General features: G+C 49.0%; 15 protein-coding genes. 2 read left to right on the forward strand and 13 right to left on the reverse strand.

Annotation, left to right across the window (positions count from 1 at the left end; translation table 11 throughout):
* The 13 genes from J4G02_15920 to J4G02_15980 form a co-directional block, all read right to left on the reverse strand.
* On the reverse strand, positions 1-323 hold a 323-nt coding region (locus J4G02_15920), incomplete at its 3' end, for a hypothetical protein (protein ID MCE2396051.1).
* Positions 324-677: 354 nt separating this feature from the next.
* Complete coding sequence (locus tag J4G02_15925) at positions 678-1,544, reverse strand: phosphatase PAP2 family protein (protein MCE2396052.1); 867 nt, start codon at positions 1,542-1,544, stop codon at positions 678-680.
* Between the two features lie 15 nt (positions 1,545-1,559).
* Entirely contained in the window at positions 1,560-4,088 is a 2,529-nt protein-coding gene (locus J4G02_15930) for an FtsX-like permease family protein (protein ID MCE2396053.1), read from the reverse strand.
* Between the two features lie 277 nt (positions 4,089-4,365).
* Positions 4,366-5,109 carry an ABC transporter ATP-binding protein gene (locus J4G02_15935; GenBank protein MCE2396054.1) on the reverse strand — a complete coding sequence of 248 codons (744 nt, stop codon included), beginning with the start codon at positions 5,107-5,109 and terminating at the stop codon, positions 4,366-4,368.
* A gap of 19 nt (positions 5,110-5,128) precedes the next feature.
* Positions 5,129-6,022: an alpha/beta hydrolase gene (locus tag J4G02_15940; protein ID MCE2396055.1), complete on the reverse strand. Its 894-nt coding sequence runs from the start codon at positions 6,020-6,022 to the stop codon at positions 5,129-5,131.
* 36 nt (positions 6,023-6,058) lie between these two features.
* The gene (locus J4G02_15945; protein MCE2396056.1) at positions 6,059-7,480 is read right to left on the reverse strand and encodes a M28 family peptidase; all 1,422 of its coding nucleotides are present in this window, start codon (positions 7,478-7,480) and stop codon (positions 6,059-6,061) included.
* A 457-nt stretch (positions 7,481-7,937) separates the two neighbouring features.
* Positions 7,938-9,170 (reverse strand): hypothetical protein, encoded by a 1,233-nt coding sequence (locus tag J4G02_15950; GenBank protein ID MCE2396057.1) that lies wholly within the window; start codon positions 9,168-9,170, stop codon positions 7,938-7,940.
* Between the two features lie 522 nt (positions 9,171-9,692).
* Positions 9,693-10,517, reverse strand: a complete 825-nt coding sequence (locus J4G02_15955; protein MCE2396058.1) for a hypothetical protein — start codon at positions 10,515-10,517, stop codon at positions 9,693-9,695.
* 37 nt (positions 10,518-10,554) lie between these two features.
* Positions 10,555-11,493 (reverse strand): aminotransferase class IV, encoded by a 939-nt coding sequence (locus J4G02_15960; protein ID MCE2396059.1) that lies wholly within the window; start codon positions 11,491-11,493, stop codon positions 10,555-10,557.
* A 67-nt stretch (positions 11,494-11,560) separates the two neighbouring features.
* Positions 11,561-12,685, reverse strand: coding sequence for a phytanoyl-CoA dioxygenase family protein (locus J4G02_15965; protein MCE2396060.1), 1,125 nt, complete (start codon positions 12,683-12,685; stop codon positions 11,561-11,563).
* A 120-nt stretch (positions 12,686-12,805) separates the two neighbouring features.
* Positions 12,806-13,705: a hypothetical protein gene (locus J4G02_15970; protein ID MCE2396061.1), complete on the reverse strand. Its 900-nt coding sequence runs from the start codon at positions 13,703-13,705 to the stop codon at positions 12,806-12,808.
* A gap of 66 nt (positions 13,706-13,771) precedes the next feature.
* The gene (locus tag J4G02_15975; protein MCE2396062.1) at positions 13,772-14,788 is read right to left on the reverse strand and encodes a dipeptidase; all 1,017 of its coding nucleotides are present in this window, start codon (positions 14,786-14,788) and stop codon (positions 13,772-13,774) included.
* Between the two features lie 28 nt (positions 14,789-14,816).
* Positions 14,817-15,881: a cobalamin-independent methionine synthase II family protein gene (locus tag J4G02_15980; GenBank protein MCE2396063.1), complete on the reverse strand. Its 1,065-nt coding sequence runs from the start codon at positions 15,879-15,881 to the stop codon at positions 14,817-14,819.
* Between the two features lie 313 nt (positions 15,882-16,194).
* Here J4G02_15980 and J4G02_15985 point away from each other — a divergent pair, with 313 nt between their 5' ends.
* Together J4G02_15985 and J4G02_15990 are read left to right on the forward strand one after the other, a co-directional pair.
* The gene (locus tag J4G02_15985) at positions 16,195-16,671 is read left to right on the forward strand and encodes a hypothetical protein (protein MCE2396064.1); all 477 of its coding nucleotides are present in this window, start codon (positions 16,195-16,197) and stop codon (positions 16,669-16,671) included.
* Between the two features lie 40 nt (positions 16,672-16,711).
* The gene (locus J4G02_15990; protein MCE2396065.1) at positions 16,712-19,498 is read left to right on the forward strand and encodes a trypsin-like peptidase domain-containing protein; all 2,787 of its coding nucleotides are present in this window, start codon (positions 16,712-16,714) and stop codon (positions 19,496-19,498) included.
* Positions 19,499-19,728 lie beyond the last annotated feature (230 nt).

Raw genomic sequence — 19,728 nt, forward strand, 5'->3', positions numbered from 1 at the left:
GGTACATCGAGCGTAGCAAATTTGAGTTTGTCTTCATCGACTTGGCCCGGTAACGGTCCATGACTTGATGCACTCGACACACGCTCTTGGATATCGGCAAGCAAAATCCCCATGCTTACCCCCTCTTTGTAGGAGAGTTCGATTAATTCTAATACACCCGGCGACTCATCGCTCGTGACATCAATCACAATATCGTCAGGTTCAACAGATCGACTGAGTAACCCACGATCTCCGTCGCTGGCGATATCGGTAACAACATCGCTCCGTGTTACAACGCCGACACGTTTGCCTTGGCCTGGTTGATAAAATTGTATAAGTCTCATGCTTGTTCTCCCTCTGTAAAAATTAAAATGATTTATAAACCTGAGTTATGATTTTTTTTAGCATACACCAACTTAGTTTGGAAAGCAAGTCCTTTTTGTGATATTAACCTAAGTTGTTAGGTAACCTGTAGGGCGAATTTCCATGCCCGACATATATCAGAAATAACCAAATTTACGACACACATGTCGCCCCGCTGGGGCTTTAGTTAGACTGCTTTCCATACACATAGCACTCCGCTGGAGCGCGAAAATTGGACGCATCGCCCTTCTATAGACATATCGCTCCGCTGGAGCGAAAGTAGCGCACTTGATGGACGGGGAAACCAATGGATTTTCAATAACTGGCAGCTTCCGTCATAGCAACAAACGATAGAGGTACGGCGCAACCCCAAAAACAACTACTCCCAGGACCGTTCCGAGAATGGCGTCAAGTGCATAATGAAACCGTCCGTAGACTGTTCCAACAATCAACCCCACGCCAAATGGGCACAGGATTGTAAAAACAATCGGATGATAATGGGCAGCGTAGAGAACTACAATCACACCAATCGCGCAGTGAGAACTTGGGAACGCCGTGCCTTTAGATGATGCACCGGAAAGGATCATGTGTATTAGCTTGAAAAGCAAACCGTCTGCGAGTCGCCCGCTAATTCTCTCAAACTTGTAGCGGGGCCCCATGACCGGCATGAAAATATACCAGATAAGACATAAATTAAAGGTCAGTACCTCCCCAAAGACGACTTTGTGAAACACTTCATACCTGCCTTGGAAGTAAAGCACCCCAACAAGCCCGAAAACAATGGGATAATAGCTGAAATAGCATAGATGTAAAAGCTCTGAAAGCCCCCTAGACGGAAAATGCTCACTGAAATAAATGCTCGGTTGCCCATTGAATAGCCGCTGTTCGTATTCGATGATTCTATCATCGAAATATCTTTGCACTGCCATCTGTGTCAATGGTGGTATCTCCAAGTAAAAAATTGGAATCGTTGCAATCGGATACCAATCGCGTAATACTTGCAGCGGCAACGGCAAAAAATCTTTGGAAATGACAGCCAACAAAAGCAAACCACATATAGCCCCCGCATGACTCACTACATAAATCCCCCACCATCGCAAGCTTTTATGAAAGATGCAAGCGAGCACGCCAGTAGCTGCGAGATAAAAGATTGTGATCCAGTCAGATGGGCGGAGAACGTTGACAATATTAAAATCGTACATAGGTAAATTGATACATCACTCCTCCCTCAACGCATCTGCCGGCTGCATTCTGCCCACACGCCATGCAGGGTAAACTCCCGCTAACAACGCTGCGACCAGCGCGACCACTAGGGCTTGCAGGAAATAAACGGGTTGTAAATACATCTGCAGCGTCCAACCGAAAGAGCGAAGATTGATGATATAGATGAGAATTACGGCAAGAGCAAAGCCGGTCGGCATAGCAAGGATCCCCGCAGTCGTTCCCATCAAACCTGTTTGCACCAATGTCAACTTCCACAACTGCCGGCGTGTCATGCCAACAGCACGCAATGTTCCGATCTCTCGACGCCGCTCCAATTGCAGACTCATCAGCGCACTGAGTATACCAATGAAAGCCACAAGCATGGCGAGCATCTGCAGCGCGACCGTTATGCTAAAGCTACGATCGAAAATAGCGAGCGAGTGTGCCCGAAGGCCACGGCTAGAGCGGATCACCAATTCAGCTTCGCCGGCGAACGCTGCTCGTAATTCGTTGATTTTGGTGTCTACATCGACACCAGATTCCACAAAGAGTGCGGCAGACGATAGGTCGGAATCGTTCCAATATGTGCGATAAATGGCATCATCGATAAGTGCGCCGGACTGCACATCAAAATCATAAGCAACAGCCACAATTGGAAATCGATGCTCACCCCGATCTGTAAGCAGAGACACTTCATCGCCAACCCCGAGTTTGAATCTGTTCGACATCGGTTCGTTGATAATGAGTCCACCCGCCTTTAGTGCCTCCCAAGTCTTCGCAGGGGCTCCCACGGCTGCCTTGTAATAACGCTTATCGCCGGCGATGTCCATGCTGACAGCGGCAAGTTGGATCATCCCCAAATCACCGGCACTGACATCTACCAACCGGCTCGTCGCAATTTGGACAACACCGGGAAACGTCTCTAGCTTTTCTACCACACCATGCGCAAGCGGAAAGGTTGTTTGATCAGAGATGAGACTTGGTGCCGAGACGAAGATATCTGCCTGCAACAGGTCTGTCAACCACTGTTCAACGGTCAGACGAAAACTGCTAATCATCAGACTGACACCGACAATTACGCTAACTGCAACCATCAGCGCAGCAATGGCAACGGAGGTGCGGCTCAACGAGCGTGTGATGTCCCGAATCGCAAGTCGAATTAAAGGGCTGAAGGATTTCCCGAAAAATCTGATTAATCCTGCCCAAATATGCATTAGCCCTAACGTTAGAGCAGGCGTCAGCAGGCTAATGCCGATGATAATAGCGAAAATCCCAGCAAATGTAATGATTAGGTGCCATTCAGGAATTAGAAGGGTGATGCCCAACAGTAATATCCCCACGCCAACTCCGCTCACCCAGTATAACGCGTTACGCACCCGTTCTTCGATATGGCTGCGTTGAATAGCAGAGGCAGGGGGCACATTGGTTGCTTCATAAGCAGGGAGTGCGGCAGCGATTAACAGTAATGTCAAGGGTGGGATGTCGATCCGGCGCACAGTGACAACAAAAAAGAGATCGTTGATATTGGTCGTAACTATTTGGACCGCACCACGTCCTAGCAGATACCCCAAGCCAAGTCCGAGAATTGTGCCTATAACCCCCAGCAATCCCGCCTCGGACAGAATTATTGAGAAAATTTGACCCCGCGTCATTCCCAAGGCACGTAGGCTGCCGAGAACCGATCGCTGCTGCACCACACTGAAGACAACTGTGTTATAAATGAGGAACATTCCGACCAACAACGCGAGCATGCTGAGGGCTGTCAAGTTCAATCGAAACGCAGCCGTCATCTCTTTCACTGTGGAGTCCGTTGGCTGTGCGATGCGAGCACCGGGGGGCAGGATAGCAGCGATACGTTTGAGCGTTGCCTCTCCCTGTGTGCCTTCCGGAATAATCAGATCAATTCGATTGAGAGTGCCCACTTTACCCAGTAACTCTTGAGCAGTGCCGATGTCAGTGATCAGCAGACCATCAAGTCCGCGCTGTTCATTTTTATCATCTGCTTTTAGAAGATACACAATCTGCAAAGTGTGGCGATGCCCCGCTACCTGTATGTGGATGAAATCGCCTACATGGATATTGTATTGCTTGGCTATATCCGCGCTGAGCAAGCCGGTATTTGGTTGAACAATAAACGCTGTGAATCCATTGTCATCCGCAAAGTTAGTGTTATTGTCATTTAGATAATTGCGAAAGGAAGATTCAGCAAAGCTATCCACACCTAACAGACGCATTGGCTGCATATCCAGTTCTTCGGCGGTAACATAGCCTTCCACAATCGGTGCGCTGAGGCGATAGCCCAACTGCTGCCGCAATGTGACATAAATGCTCTCATCCAACCCGCTGGGGCCTCCAACAATCTGGTGAGTGGTTTTGCCTACCACGGCTTCTGTGCTGATTGTAAAAGCACGGTTGGCAGCACCGGTGGCGAGGTCTATTGCGACAATCATCGCAACGCCCAACCCCACTCCGACGATGAAGAAGATGCTTTGGGTGGGACGACGCCACGCATGACGCCAAGCGAGAGTGGTTGATAATTGCATAGTGAAGCGTGAAACGTGAAATCGGTCCGTTAAATGAACTAGTGAACTCATGTACTATGGTAAATTTTAGAATTACTTAGACACTCCCAATTCACAGGCAACCCCCTAAATCCCCCAACCCCCCTAGCCCCCCTTATCAAGGGGGAAACCGTTATCAGGGGGACTTTGCAAACTTCGTACTTATTTATCTAATTCACCATAATGAACTTTTGAACGATGTGGAAACGACATCCTCAGTACGGAATAACGATCATTGTTCCCTACACACCAAAGGTTATTACACGGTATCGTTGACTAGCGCGCCATCGGTGATGTGCAGCACCCGATCTGCATGGTTTGCGATCTCCTGTGCGTGCGTCGCCATCAACAGCATTTTGCCGGTGCCCCGCATCATTTCTAGCAATAACGACAGAACAGTTGCACCGATTTCTGTGTCCAAATTACCGGTCGGCTCATCAGCAAGCAGCATCAGGGGATTATGAACGAGCGCACGGGCTATCGCAACGCGCTGTTGTTCGCCGCCGCTCAGTCTATCGGGATAGGTATTAAGCCGTTCATCAAGCCCGACTTGCTCAAGCAGTGCTGCTGCGCGAGTGTGCCTATCCCTTTGGGGCTCAGAACTACGCATGAGTTCAAGTGGCAGGAGGACATTCTCCAATACCGTTAAGGTCGGAATGAGGTTGAAAAACTGGAAGATAATTCCGATGTGGCGACGACGGAAGAGGGTTCGCTGGTGTTCGTTCAGGCGAGTCAAATCAACTTCTTGCTCATCTTCCCGAATAAACACATGACCGCTGCTCGGAGCATCAATACCAGAGATCAGATTGAGTAATGTGCTCTTTCCGCTACCAGATTTTCCCAACACGCAGATAAACTCGCCCTCATAAAATTCTTGGCTTACTTGGTTCAATACGATCCGGTTTTGACCTGCTTCACGGTAGGCTTTGCTCAAGCAATCTAACCGCACTAACGCGGCGGGTGAATTTTCGGAAGATGTGGGATTGGCAGATAGGGTGGTCACTTCAAATTTGGATTGGGTTTTAGTGGGCGGAGAGGAACGCTAGCAATTCAACCGTTGTCTCTTCCGGCAGTTCTTCGGGCAAAAAATGGCCACAGTCAAGAGGTTTACCGCGCACATCAACAGCCCGATCCCGCCAGACAGTGAGCATTTCCAAGCTGGCACCGGTTTGCCAACCTGGACGCTTCGTCATGTTGCTGCCCCAGAGCAACAACACGGGGCAGGTGAGCTTCCGGCCGTGATCGGCTTCGTCGTGCTTCAGGTCAAGCTCGATACCGCGGTAGTCCAAGCAGGTGGCGCGGATAGTTTCAGAGTCATTGAAACAGCGGAGATATTCTGCGTACGCCTCATCTGTAATTGAACCGTCAATTCCGGTCCATCGCTCAAGGAGGAAGTCCAAATAGGCCTTGGCGCTATTACCGATTAAGGTTTCCGGCAGCGGCGACGGTTGACGCATCAGGTGCCAATGGAACCAAGCGAAGGAAAGTTGGCTGTCCATGTGATTAAACGCAGCTTGCGAAGGTACAACGTCAAGCGAGGTGAAGGTTCTTACCCGTTCTGGATGATCAAGTGCCATACGATGTCCGACCCGTGCCCCGCGATCGTGGCCAACGACATGGAACGATTCAAAACCGAGTTTTTCCATCACTTCAACCTGATCTTGTGCGGTTGTGCGTTTGCAGTAGACGCTCAAGTCACCCTCTGGAGCGGGAGGCTTTTCGCTGTCACCGTAGCCGCGCAGATCCGGAGCAACGACGGTGTAATCCTCGGCAAGTTTGGGAGCAATCTTATGCCATTCAACATGGGTCTGTGGATACCCGTGCAATAACAACAAGGGTGGTCCAACTCCGCCATGCACGAGATTGATAGAGACACCGTTGGCTTTGATTCGGGTTTTCGTGAAATTGTCGAACATGAGACACGCCTTCTCTAAGCTTTCAATTGTCCACTGTTAGTTCTGTTGTTGGAGTTGATCGACTGCCTTTTCGATCCGTTGAACTTCGCTGACATCCGGTGTTGTGCTCTGTTCCGCTAATTCTTCCTCGCTCATCTGTTTGAAGGGCCAATTATCGTCGTTGGCGATTCTCCAAGCCAAACGAGCGCATAGAAATGCAGCCTCCTTCACTTTGAGAGGGTCAACCTTATCAACGGTATCATGTGCGGTGTGATAGAATCCGGGCCAAGTATAGCTATATGGATCTCTGATAAATCCGCAGGCAACCCCCTTTGCCATGAACGGGTAGTGATCGGAGGAAAGATGGTCGGGTTCGCGTAGCGGAGAGGCATCAAAGTCTACCATGAGGTTTTCATTCATTTGCCGTCCCATTGTACGGAAATAAGCCCTTGTATCTGGCCCATAAACCATCAGTCCTTTCCGTCCGCCACCTCCTGCCGAGTCCAAATTGAACATGAACCGAGTCTTTTCAATATCTCTTGGGTGATCGTTAACATACGCATGTGCACCGATAAGTCCAAGTTCTTCAACACCAAATAGGACAAAGCGAACAGGCCGCTTCAGTCTGTCAGCGTGTAGGCTCATGACCCGCGCCACTTCCAGTCCTGCAACTAGTCCCGAAGCTGGATCTTCCGCACCTTGAGAGATATCATGGCCATCGTAGTGAACGCCAATGAGTACCATAGCCTCATCTGACGCACTGCCCTTCACATCTCCAATGATATTCCATGACGTTTTCTTGGCGAGAGTGTCAGTGGTTTCAACTTCAGCCTCGACAAAACCGTTCCGGCGTATGGCTCTTTGGAGGAGTGTTCCCGTTTCCTTAGAGATCATGATTCCGGGTATCAGTCCCCATCGATTGAACCCTAGCGCGCCGGTAATCGGGCCGTAGCCATCTTGATTTGCCATAAAGATAAACGCTTGTGCACCTGCAAGGATGGATCTGTTGTATTTTTCGGTGCGGTGAACCCAGCGACCCGCTGAAGCCGGGTTTGCAATGTTGACGAGTACAATATTACCTTTCAGTTCAGTTTGTAAGGCATCAAAGGTTTCAGGCGAACCCATCCCGATATCGATGATTTTTCCGCTGCACCTTCCTGATGGTGACATCGGCATCGACAGACATGACAGTTCTCGCTGCCAAGGGGAGGTAACGGTCAATTTAGCCGTGCCGCGCGTCCAACCGTTGTATTCAAACGCTTCGCTGCGGACATCTTTGAGTTGGTATCGTTCCAACGTAGCTTGCAGAAATTGTGCGGCTTCCGCCTCCGCCGGTGTCCCTGCAAATCGGCTGCCCAAGTCATCACAAAGGATTTCGAGGTTCATCTGAGTATCAGTTGAGGTGAATATCTCTCCGGCAAGAAGTTTGTCAAGCGCTTTTGCATCGTCATCATTCACTTCAACCCGTTTATAAGGCATTTGAACTGATCTCCTATGGTGTGTCTGAATTGGTTAGCCCCGTTATATTGGATCTTGCTTTTCGATTGGATATCTGTGCACTATAGTAGATTTTAGAATTACTGATACACTTTCAATGCACAACCAACCCCCTAAATCCCCCTTGTCAGGGGGACTTCAGCCTTATTTCTCGTGTTTACTATAATAACCTTTGGTGCTAGTTAGTGAGCAAATCGTTTGCACATTGTTCAAGTCGCTTTGAATCCCGATTTATCGGGGAGTTCATTGATTCATTAGTTCATTCATTTTTCTTACGTTCCCCCTTCGGATAGACATGTCGCCCCGCTGGGGCTTTAGGGTATTTGTTTATCCGTGTGCTATAAACATGTCGCCCCGCTGGGGCTAAATGAACCGATTAACCAATGGTTTTCGCGTTTCACGCATTACATTATCAACAGCTGCAAACTAGCACCATTGGTTAATAACCTCGTTCCAAACAGAAAGGACGCATTACACTGTTATATTCACCACCGAAACGGTAGCCTCCCATAAAGAAGTAGGGAACAGCACCACGGCGGCACATCTCATCCACAAACTGTGCTGTCAGCATATACATGATAACGTTGTTGAGAATACCGGTGGCGGGACAAACCTTATCAGGCTGACCGGGGATGGGGATAACACCGGCTATCTCGTCGCAACGGTCGTCGAAGTAGACGTCGCAACGGGCGCGTAACCCATCGTTATTGGAAGGTCCGATGCCGACGAGGTAGTTACCGTTGGCTTGAGCTTCGTTTGCCCAAGCAAGGTCTTGTGGATCGTTCGCACTTACTGCGGCAATTAGAAAGACATCCTTATCGCCTCCCTCGCTCGTGGTGCGCGGTTCAAAGGCATTGCACATCATCAACCCTTGTGCGACTCCATTTGCCTCACTCTGAATCCCTTCGTTGCGACTCCGCACGTAGTAATGTCCACCGTTGATGATTCGATTCGCTATTATTACGGCAATTTCATTGATGTGCTCCACATCCTGAGCATGAACATCGGCAAGTCGCTCCGAGAGGATGTCCACATATTGACAACCGATTGCCCCTGTTGGCGGCAGGTCCGTCGCCAATGTATGGGCAACTTCAGCGGTGATCATCCAGTGGATCGCGCATGTCCCGTTTGAAGATCCGGGGCAGATTTCCATTTCCGGGATTGCTGGCGCATGCACCAAACCTTGATGCCACGGAATATGCGAATCGATAACGCGCGATGCCACATCTTCTGGCACCCAATCATGGGGGTTCGGCACAACCTTACCCGGAGGCGTATCTCGATTGTTGACGTAGCAGGTCGTGAACACAACGACATACACACCGGTATCACGGGCATCTCGCACCGCTTCGCTGACGTGGTTGGTGAGAAGCACATCACCTGCTCGCATCGCGGCAAATTGCTCCGGTGTGCACGTATCCGCTCCGGTAAACTCAAACTGTGCCGGATTCCCCTCACGGTCGTTCACCAACTCGTATGTCGGCATGTGTCCCGTCGTTATGTTGGCGTAGACCTTGTTCCCTGCACGGATGGCATCGGCTGCCTTTACCGCAACTTCAGCCATAATCGCCGCATCACCACGGATGTCTCGTAATAACTTGACTGTGTTTTGATAATATTCTTCCCCGAATGGGATGGTGTGTCCCCAAGTATGCTCCGGGTGGATTTTCATTGGTTGATGCCCTTCCGTAATGGGTTGATTATCAGATATAGCTTTTAAGAAGGATTGGCTCATGTAAAGAAATCGTGCAACAGAAACCGAGTTTTCAAGAAAAAACTCGGTTTATCTTTGCATTTTGCACCTTCTTTTGATATGAACTAAAGGATTTTGATAGTGTCTTAGGCTTACGCAAGTTGCGGGTTATTTTTATAGTTCGGCGATTTATCGCCGCGCCAAACGTGAAGCGTAAAACGTGAAACGTCATTTATGGTATATTTTAGAATTACTTAGACACTTCCAATGCCCAGGCAACCCCCTAAATCCCCCAACCCCCCTAGCCCCCCTTATCAAGGGGGAAACCGTTATCAGGGGGACTTTTGGAAAAATGTCTACTTATTTTTCTAATTCACCATAGATAACGCAAGTTGCACATGTCGCCCCGCTGGGGCTTTTTTATGTTGGTCAAGATGCCTGACCTACGGGCATAGAAGGCAATTTGATAGCACACTACATCACTAGCAACTTACGTTAGGCTTATTGGGTAAACTGCCTATACTCATTCACTAGATTGGACGCCGCCTCATGGATGAAAGCGAGCTCATCTGCGGTCTCAAAAAACTGTGCCCCACGTCCTACCCATTCCCGCGCTGCGCTTGCGTTTGATGCGGTCGTGCCGAAGTAAACGCCATGTTTCTTACAGATTTCGAGAATTTCTCCCATTGGGCCTGTGACCTCTGGATGATCATAGTCGCCGGGGTGTCCCATCTCAATGGAGAAATCACCGGGACCGACGTAAACCATATCTACCCCCGGTGTACTGATGATTTCTTCGGCATTTTCGTAAGCGCGTCGCGTTTCGATATGAACAACCAGCGTTGTCTCTTCATCTTGCTCGGTTATCCACGTCTTCCAGTCAGCTGGCTGAAGATAGCTGCTATTGCCATATCCGGGGGCGACCGCCCGCGTGCCGGCGGGTGGAAACTTGAGGTAGCTGCGAAGCGTTTCGACCTCTGCCCGCGTCTCGGTGCGAGGTAACTGAATTCCCACGACTCCACACTCCAGTAACTTTGCGACCTCGGCGCGCTCCAGCTGCGGTGTCTTGGCGATGACGGGGAGATTGTTGTCACGAGCACATAGGACCGAGTCCGCAAATGTAGTCATCTCAAAGAAACCGTGCTCGTACTCGATGTACATAAAATCGAAACCCGCCTGTACATACAGTTTTACCAGCGATGGCCGGAGATGCTCAGCGACCATACCGCCGACGAGGACATCGCCGTTTTGCAATCGACGCTTTAAGAGGCGTCCCAGTCCCTCAACTGAGCCGGGGGTATTCGTTGGATTGTTTAATCTTACCACTATGGCGTTCTCCTTAGAGAGATTTCAAAAAACGGAATTACGGTGTCCATGTTTTACCGAGTTCTGCGTATTCGCGTGCTTGGGCGGGAATGTTCACCCCAACTTCTTTCGACCAAGCATCGAGCAGTCGCAGATAAATGGGTCCGGGCTTTCCATCACCGATTGGCTGGAAGTTGAAACGGGTGACTGGCACCATACAGATGGTAGTACTCGTCCACCAAGCTTCATCTGCCTCCCGGACATCGTAGGGTTCGATGTCCGCTTCGTGGAGAGGGATACCGAGTGTGGAAGCAATGTCCATACAGGCGTGACGCGACACCCCACGCAGAATATCGTTGGGTTTTGAGGTAAAGATCTCGCCCTCCCGAGCGATGAAGAAGTTGTTGCCCGTCCCTTCGGTGATGAAGCCGTGCTCGTCGGTCAGCAGCGCCATTGCACCCTCCTCTAGCCGGCTCGCGTGAAGTTCAGCGAGTTTGTAGAAGATGCGGCTCCGGTTTTTCGCCTTGGGATCGATATAACGAGAAGGCACTGATTGCTGCGGTGTGATAACAAAGTGTGATCCGGTTTCATACTTGTCAGCTTGCCCACCGACGTGCCGGATGAGTGGGAAGACGTTAATCGACACGATGGGGGAGGCACCTTCTTTGATGAGACCATCATAAAGTGGGTACCCCCCACGGGTCACATCGTGCATAATCTGGAAGTCCAAGCCATCGAGAGCGGGTAAGTTCTTCTCAATGGTCTCATAGGTAGCGTCTTCCATTTCGTCGATGGTAAGCCCACAATCAATTTCGGCATAGCGTATTGACCCATAGAGCCGATCTAAGTGTTCGCGCAGGCGGAAGGGTTTCTGGTTAAAGGTACGGGTCACCTCAAAAACCATATCACCAAACAGCAGCGCAGAGTCGAAGATGGAGATACGTGCTTCCTGTTCGGGAATAAATTCCCCGTTGAAATAGACCAGACGTTGAGACATGATTTGCTCCTTTATTGAATTTATGTCTACTGTGAACAGATACCAAGCCTCAATTGGCTGACAGCTATCAATTCCAACTAGCGATGAAGTCGTCAACGCTGAAATCCTGAGGCATATCGAAAAAGAAGTACGTCATCGGACCACTCTGAAACAGCGGTTCATACTGCTTCGTATCCGATTGCAGTTTGCGATCGAGGACAGCGAATCGCTGCCAGAGTTGTTCCAATTCGTCGGGGGTAAAACGGTCTGCCATCCGCTGGATGCGGGGACCGTTGGTATATTCTTCTGCGTCGGAATCTTTATATTTGCGAATCAAGTAAGCAATCTTTGACAACACAACTAGGGTAGTCATCCGGGCGTGCTCACTGCGGTGAATCCGGTGCAATCCTTCTGTAAAGGCATGTACATCTTTTTCAAAGATGGCGCGGAGTGTGAATGCAACGTCGTCGTGTCGCTCCGCGTGGAGTGCCTCAAAGTGATGACATTTTTCAGCAGCCCACGGCGACAAATGTTCCACAAATTCAACACCCATTGTATCAGGTAGGAAAAAATGCGTAAATCCTTCGGCACCAAATGATTGGTATCCAAAGTGAAGTGTTCGCCGCTTCTCATCCCCGTTTGGTGTGGCACTATGCAGGATGGCGTTGATGTAGATGACACCATCGCCGGCTTTGAGGTCTACGGTAATCTCGCCCGGCAGTGGAACAACTCCCATACGACGTTCTTTTTTGCTTTCCGCTTCGTTGTTGCGCCGCAGATGGCTGCGGGGAATCACGTGTAAGTAGCTATCATCATAGAGCGCAAGATTCCACTGAAGATAAGGAGGACCGTTGAGCTGAATATCCTCTTGCAATCCATCAAGTGGTGCCATATCAATTGGATGGATGTCACGGTGCCAACCCGTTCCCGAGTGACACAACACCCACATCCCTAACGGGGCAACATCGGGGGCATCCATCAGCCTGCGACTGAAGTCAAGGGTACGGTCGTCGAAATAGAACTCGACAGCGTTAGCGGTCTGTTTATCAACCCATTCGGTCACCGTGACCCGGCTTGAAGGGGGTGCTTTGTCGATAATGGTGTCAACACTGCCACGCAGTTGTTCTAATTCGTCGGGCGGGATTATGCCACGCACAATGACGTATCCCTCCCGCATAAGTTGCTCTTTCTGTTCCTCAAGACTTATTTCCATTGTTTTACTCCGTTTTGGTATCAACTTTCAGCATGGGGTTCTTAGAGGAAGATGTGTCGTATCAGAGTAAGCGATATTATAGCACGATTCTGCTGACAGATCTATATATAAGCACTTGTCTTAGCTCATGACCTCCCTTGCAAACGCCTCCCAAAGCTCTTCAACAAGATCTACCTGAATGGAATCAGGCATTTTGATGATATGGTGCCGGATACGAATCGAAAAGGATTCGCCGTGCTTGAAAACTTCCGTTCCCGGATAAGCAATGTAGTCCATTGCGATGCCACCCATTCCGGAGGCGAGTCCGGCTGTCACATCAGGTTCGGTGAAAACGATATGCCGCCAACCTTTCGGGCTAGGTTGACCGACTAACACCGGTTGATACCAAGTATCCGCAACTTTGCCACCGCCCCTAAGCGCGTGTGGGATTAACCCGAGTCGCTCGAAGGTTGATTCGGGGGCAACGATGTAAGCATCCAGATGTCTTCCGCCGACGCTCTCAAAATTCTTGAACTGTTTGTCTGATGACCAATAGAATTGACTTTTCTCTCTGTTAGTCTCAGTATAGCAAGCAAAAAATTGGGCATACTCGACTAAATCGATGGAACCACAATTCTGGATTGTTTGCCGACAGTTGTATGTGAGTACATCGTCACGGTCTTGAGGTTGGAAGAACCACTCTTGGTAAGTCTGGATGTGGTCGCACGTGTATTGACTTGTGACGCAGATTTCGTCTCCTTGTTCTTCGTAAACAGAGGTCGCTGGTACTAGCCGGGGCCACTTTTCGTCTCCACGACCATGGTCCTTCCACCACTGCCACTCCCGGCAGTCCCAGGATCCATCCTCGTAAACAAGCTCTTGCCCTTCCTCTGCAACGACAAGACTAGCGACACCTGTGTGGGTATGTCCGGCTGTCCGAACCCGAACAGATGCCAGCGACCGCCCATCTCGATGACGCAGCGCGATGTTAGCAAACGAAATTCCTTCGCTATCCTGATATATCCCTCGATTTGATTCCATCGGTGTTCTTTCCCCATTTTATCTTGCGCAACGATTTATTTTCGGTGGACGTTGACCCTCCACCGCTTACTCTGTCCACACCTCCCGAAACAGTCTGACCCAATTTCCACCCAGAATTTTGGTAACCTCGTCCGGTTTGTAACCTCGTTTTAGGAGTGCGGCTCCCAAGTCTGGAAACTTATCGGGCGTTTCAAAGCCCTTGGGAGACATCGGTAGCTGGTCATATCGCACGTCTGGATTCACAAAGGTGGACGGGTATTTTGTCCCCTGCTGCGCGCCAATGTACTCCCAGAAAGAGGTTGGTTGATCTTGTGTAAAATCTGTTCCAACACCCACATGGTTAATCCCGACCCGTTCCACCATGTCATCTATCGCATCCACATAGTCCTCTAGCGTGGATTCAAATTGGGTCGGTAAGAAAGAGGTGATGGAGGTTGCACCGATTACACCATTCCGTTCTGCCAACAATTTCAGCGCATCGTCCGTCTTATTTCGGGGATGGTGGAAATAGGAACGGGCGTTCGCGTGGGTAATCGCGACAGGTTTTTCCGACAATTCTATCGCCTCCAGCGTGGTGCGATCCCCCACATGAGAAAGATCAATCAGGATACCGAGTGCATTCATCTCCCGGATAGCATCAACACCAAAATTGCTTAAACCGTCGTCTCTACGTTCCCAGCAGCCATTACCCAGCAGGTTCCGCTCGTGGTAGGTCACTTGGATGACTCGCATTCCTAGCGCGTGAAACAGCGCCAGTCGGTCGAGATCGTTTTCAATGGGAGACGCGTTCTGAGAACCGAAGATTATACCTACTTTGCCGTGTTGCTTAGCTTGGAGCAGTTCCTTCACGGATTTTACCTGCATAAGGATGTCGCCGTATTCTCGAAGCCGGCGAAACCAAGCAGCAATGTTGTCCAAAGTCTGCTGATAATTTTCCCATGTCGCAACGGTGGCGTTGATGGCTGTTACACCCCCAGCGTGCAAGCTCTGGAACACAGCCGGACTCTCCCAATTGCTCACATTCAGACAATCTATCACAACAGATTCTTTGTAAAGTTCTGCTGCAGCTTCTGGTGTTGTCATTTCAATCTCCCTTCAGGAATCATTAACATCAGGCATATTTTTCGCGGAGCAGCAGTGCGGCCCGACACATCGCCTTTAGTTTCAAGTACGCTTCGTCTAGATCCATGGGATTCTGAACCGATGGTGAAAAGCCGCAATCCGGATGCAACGTAATGCGCTCTTTGTCCACATAACGCATGGCTTCCTCCACACGGGCTATCACATCCTCCGACGTTTCCACCTGCCGGTCACAATGGTCAATGCACCCAAGCCCCAATCGTACATTCTCAGGAAATCGAACGAGCGAGGCTAAACCGCCCGCGATAGGGGTAGCATATTCCATTGAAATTGTGCCGACTCGAACCTTTGCCAAGGCGGGCATGATTAAGTCGTAGGATCCTTCCGTACCGTGTTGGCGGTCAAAGTGTGCGTGGCACAGATGCATCCCAGTCTCGATACCTTCGATTCCGTCCAGCGTTTGGTTAATAAAATCGACACACTGATCCATCTCATACTGGACATCGGTAACACCCTCTCGTTCTCGGAAGTCTGGATCGACCATGGTACTAAGCCAGGGCTCATCGAGTTGCACCGTGTCTGCCCCCGCTTCACGGAGGAGTGCAATTTCCTGCCGCAGAATCGGCACACAGTCGGTCATCAACTGCTCGCGAGTGGGATAAGCGGCTTTTGAGTGTTCGGGATGCCACATCCGCCGACCGATGATGTAGGGGGCAGGTAAGGTTGCCTTGATGCGTCGCTGAGTTAGTCCCCGGATGTATCGGATTTCATCAACCACTAAAGGGCGGTAATGTTCAATCGGTTCCACCACCGCCGGGTACGGCAATCCGCCGCTAGGATTGAGATCCGCTCGAAAACCCCGTACACGATCAGCAAAGACCTTGACGTAACTTTCCCTGCGCCATTCGCCATCGGTAACCTCATCCAACCCCGCTCGCTCTTGGAGACGCAGCGCTGATTCGACCGCCGGGTTAAGCAATCGATCTGTTTCCTCTTCGGATATTTTTCCATCCTTTCGGTCAAGGATTAACTCACGCACCCACGCAGATCGGGGCAAGCTGCCAATCACGGTTGTGGGAAATAGTGTGTTCGACATGGTTGTTTTCCCTTCGTAGAGATTTCCCTTTTTGAAGTGTGTCTTCCTGATTATTGCTGTTTGTCAATGCCGAAACTATTATAGCATGATTCCATCAAAAGATGCTATTACGATCCATCAGAAAATAGACGTGAATCAATTGACACCTTTTTGCGAAGGGTGCTATAATTTTTGGATACTAATGCTCGCCAAAACTACTGGAGTATAAATTAAGCTGCGAAGATGTGTGATAGTCCTTCTTAGTGGGTGTTATCTAAACACGCTACCTATTTGTCTATAATATCCAACCTCACTCAGTAAAGGAAAGTCAGGGATGAACAGATTGGTTATAGTTGTCGCCATAGCTATTGTCATTGTCATCGCTGGTCTAATTATTTTTTTAGTACCTTGGGACGGAGATCCCCCGCGCCCGCCTCAACCTAAGGAGACCACTGAGATCGACGATAATCCCTCGGAAGTTCGTCGACCTAAGGAGCTGCAAATAGTTCAACCCACCCCACTAACACAATCTGAAACTGGAACTGTGTCGGTCTCCATTAACGCTATACCATGGGCGAGAGTTTTCATACAGCTACCTGAAAACAACTATTTCATGGAGCCACGGACACGAGATTTCACAATACCCCTTGAACCCAACGAAAAAAATGCTAACGTTACTCCGATACCAGGCGATTTGAAAGTCCCGATTGGGACAACAATTAAGCTGATGTACCGTGGCAACGAAAAAATCTTTCCTTACGAGGTATGGAAAGATGGAAAGACGATCTCACACGATTTTTTGAATCAATGATGCTATTTGAGTGTGTGCTTCTATGCAAGGATACAGTTTTATGCAACGTAGGCAAAAATTGTTCTTGAGTGTTATGGTTGGGGTACTGATGCTGCTCTACGAAACAACTGTGGCAACTGCCCTGACTGCCCGAGAAATTGCTGAAATCGCTTTAGGCTCTACGGTGCACTTGGGCTTAGCAGATGCCAAAGACAAACGTTGGACGGGTAGCGGATTTGTCGTCCACGATGATCAAATCGCGACTAACTATCACGTTATCGATAATATGTCGATTGGAGGCGTGAAGTTAGTTGGCAAGGAAGAGATATACCTTGTTGAAACAATCCTCGACAGTGACCAAGAGCACGATCTGGCAGTAATAAAGGTCGGAGGGATCGACGCACCTGCACTTTCCCTTGGTGACAGTGATACGGTTCGGATTGGCGATAAAGTTTACGTTGCAGGCAATCCGCACGGACTGGAAGGGTCATTCTCTGATGGCATTATCAGTGCGATTCGTGGCGATCCTGATAAATTCTTCCAAATGACAGCCCCGATTTCCCAGGGGAGTAGCGGAGGTCCCGTCTTCAATGAAAAAGGCGAGGTGATAGGGATTTCATTCGCAACTTTTCGCAATGGACAAAATCTCAATTTTGCGATTCCAGTAAATTATCTCAAGCCAATGGTTAAAATGCCACTTGCGCCGCCCATCGTGAAACATGATTCTCCCTCAAAAATATCCGTCGGTGAAATAATTCCACTTACGTTGGATCTAATCAGCTCCCAAGCCCCCCAAAAGGTTACAATCCACTACACAACCTACGATAGACACCGCAACGAATTAGAGCAGAACAATCAGAGGATGCGTTTGGACCCCCAGCAATCCGCGTCATCGACGTGGGGTTACAAAGTAGATCTGCCCTCACAAAAACACATCGGTTCGATTGAATACTACATTACGGTCGAATATAAGGATCACTTGATATTCAGACATCCAGAAGCGCAACCGCGTCATTATCAAATCTCTATCGTTGATGGGAAACCTCCAACAATATCCCTGCTATATCCACCTGATGGTGCGAGATTCGGTCCTAATCAAGAAATTACCGTCAGAGCAGAGGTAACAGACAATATCGCTGTCAAAGATGTTCACATTCATACCTCATGGTTCAACGGTCAACGAAGTCAAAAACTTACGGCAAAAGGTTCCTCAGACATATACACCATAGATATCACAATCGAAAATATCGTAACCCTCCAGTATTATCTGTCTGCAACTGATGAGGAAGGCAACGAAGATAGGTCGGAATCTAGGCGTTTAGAAATAAGAATTACATCTCAAGAAAATTTTGAAGACGGGATTAAGTTATATGAACAGGCAAGATACAGAGAGGCAATCCAAGCTTTAAGTTCAGCCATACGAGAGCTCGAAGATCCGAAACAGCGAGCAGAAGCCTGTCTTTATTTAGGAGGTTCAAAGAGGGGAATTGGTGAAGGCAATGACAAAGTGAGGGAGCAATTTCAAAAGGCAATTCGCCACAATCCAGATCAAGAATTGCCGCCAAGGTTAGGGAAAGATCATCCAATTTTTGCTGAGTTAATCGAGGAAGTGCGCAAAGAATTAACAGGTGAATTGACCGTAATTTCTTTGCTACCGGAAACGGAAATCTGGATTGAAGGAAACGAAGTTGAAAGGAAAATGTTGGGCACTGGAAGCGTCAGCAGCAGACTACTTACGGGTAACTACATTGTGGAAGGCATCGATGCAGAAAAGTCCCAAAGGGAAACGGTTAGAATCGAATCTGATCGCCACAAGGTACTGGATCTTGAGATACCACCCGCTGTGGCGCATGATCCCCCTGCAAAAATATCCGTCGGTGAAAGAATACCACTTACGCTAGATCTAATCAGCACTAGAAATCCCCAACAGGTTAAAATCTACTACAAAACCTACGACAGAGACAAGGACGAATTAGAACAGAACAGTCAGGAGATGCGTTTGTGGGGGCAGCAATCCGCGTCATCGACGTGGGTCTACAAGGGGGATTTGCCCGCACAAAAGCACGTCGGTTCGATTGAATACTACATTGAGATCGAATATGATAATCACTTAGTGTTCAGACAGCCAAGAGCTAAAAATCACAATTATCAAATCTCTATCGTCGATGAGGAACCTCCAACAATATCCCTGCCAGATCCACCTAACGTAGAAAGCGAAAATGAGTCAGAACCGGAATCCTCAAGAATTAGAACTCCAACTGAGGGCGAAGGGAATGAAAGCAAACCAGAACCGGAAAAGGTGCCACAAGGAGAGCCTCCTGACGATCCGCCATCTCCACCTTCTCCAATACATCAGAGAATATGGGCGAGTGTTTCTGCGGACGGTGTTTCCACCTTTGCTGGAGATGGGAGTTATATGTTCAGGCTTGCTTATCTACGTGAAGGAAAAAACCGATCAACCTTAGGTGCGCAACTGAACTTTTCCTATCCAGATCGCACGAACATGAGCGCGATGTTTCAGTGGGGTCCACGCCCTCCAGGAAAAAGCAAAGTTACGTTTACGTTGCTGGGTGGCGTCGCAGCATACGAGGATTTGCCTCGGTCAACTCATACTACACCCATCTTTGGTGGGGGAGTGAAACTCTATCCGCGGGACAGAATTGTAATAGATGCCACAGGTTCAATTCAACTTCAGCAGGATTTTGACACCATGGATCTCTATCACTACGAAGTGGGAATCCGTTTTAACATAACCCGCGAATTGAGCCTAAGGGCTGGATATGGTCAATTGTACTTGGGTGATCGGAACGTTCCCACTATACAGGTTGGGCTTGGATATACCTTCTGATTTTCCTTATTCCCCTGTCCGTCATAAGTAGGTGTTATCTTAACGGGGCACCCGTTTCTCCATAACACCAAACCTCGTTCAGTAGAGGAGAAGTAGGCATGGTTAGATTAATTATAGCTATCGCTACTGTTGGCGTAATTTTTATTGCTGGTTTAATTGTTTTTATAATATCTTGGGGCGGAGAATCCTTCCCAAACTCTCAAGCTGAGGAATCCCTTACGCCACTACCT

This window comes from Candidatus Poribacteria bacterium, assembly GCA_021295755.1.
Classification (GTDB): Bacteria; Poribacteria; WGA-4E; order WGA-4E; family PCPOR2b; genus PCPOR2b.

Bases quoted from the DNA above. Each gene is read 5' to 3' on its own strand.
- J4G02_15965 (MCE2396060.1), bottom strand. From the start codon at position 12,685: ATGGAAATAAGTCTTGAGGAACAGAAAGAGCAACTTATGCGGGAGGGA.
- J4G02_15950 (MCE2396057.1), bottom strand. From the start codon at position 9,170: ATGAAAATCCACCCGGAGCATACTTGGGGACACACCATCCCATTCGGG.
- J4G02_15930 (MCE2396053.1), bottom strand. From the start codon at position 4,088: ATGCAATTATCAACCACTCTCGCTTGGCGTCATGCGTGGCGTCGTCCC.
- J4G02_15990 (MCE2396065.1), top strand. From the start codon at position 16,712: ATGCAACGTAGGCAAAAATTGTTCTTGAGTGTTATGGTTGGGGTACTG.
- J4G02_15940 (MCE2396055.1), bottom strand. From the start codon at position 6,022: ATGTTCGACAATTTCACGAAAACCCGAATCAAAGCCAACGGTGTCTCT.
- J4G02_15960 (MCE2396059.1), bottom strand. From the start codon at position 11,493: ATGTCTCAACGTCTGGTCTATTTCAACGGGGAATTTATTCCCGAACAG.
- J4G02_15980 (MCE2396063.1), bottom strand. From the start codon at position 15,881: ATGTCGAACACACTATTTCCCACAACCGTGATTGGCAGCTTGCCCCGA.
- J4G02_15970 (MCE2396061.1), bottom strand. From the start codon at position 13,705: ATGGAATCAAATCGAGGGATATATCAGGATAGCGAAGGAATTTCGTTT.
- J4G02_15985 (MCE2396064.1), top strand. From the start codon at position 16,195: ATGAACAGATTGGTTATAGTTGTCGCCATAGCTATTGTCATTGTCATC.
- J4G02_15945 (MCE2396056.1), bottom strand. From the start codon at position 7,480: ATGCCTTATAAACGGGTTGAAGTGAATGATGACGATGCAAAAGCGCTT.
- J4G02_15925 (MCE2396052.1), bottom strand. From the start codon at position 1,544: ATGTACGATTTTAATATTGTCAACGTTCTCCGCCCATCTGACTGGATC.
- J4G02_15975 (MCE2396062.1), bottom strand. From the start codon at position 14,788: ATGACAACACCAGAAGCTGCAGCAGAACTTTACAAAGAATCTGTTGTG.